A 391-nucleotide genomic window follows, 5' to 3' on the forward strand; every position below is an offset into this window, starting at 1 on the left:
GTCTTTAACCACAGATCCGGGTGAACTAAATACTATGTGTCGAAATATTAAGACCTTGCACAACTTCAAGCCGCCGGCGACGGACGAAGAAATCCGTGCGTCTTCAGTGCAATTCGTCCGCAAGCTCAGCGGCTTCACAAGGCCCTCTAAGGCGAACGAACTCGCCTTCAATCTGCCGTAGATGAAGTAGCGCAGGCCGCACATGAACTCCTTCAATCGCTGGTTACGAACTCCCCTCCACGCGATCGTCAAGTTGAAGCGACAAAGGCTCGGGCCAGGTCGGCGAACCGCTTTCCTGCCACCGATGCGACAGCGACCTGATTAGCTGGATTTGAAGTGCGCCCAAGGCTTGCTCGCCAATCCGTTTTCGATACGATTGGCGTATTATGGG

1 pseudogene is annotated in these 391 nt (G+C 54.0%); it reads left to right on the forward strand.

Annotation, left to right across the window (positions count from 1 at the left end):
• Positions 1–34 precede the first annotated feature (34 nt).
• Positions 35–321, forward strand: a pseudogene (locus I6F37_RS44005) (DUF2277 domain-containing protein).
• Positions 322–391: the final 70 nt, after the last annotated feature.

Origin of the sequence: Bradyrhizobium sp. NBAIM08 (assembly GCF_020193935.1) — a bacterium.
GTDB classification, from domain to species: domain Bacteria; phylum Pseudomonadota; class Alphaproteobacteria; order Rhizobiales; family Xanthobacteraceae; genus Bradyrhizobium; species Bradyrhizobium yuanmingense.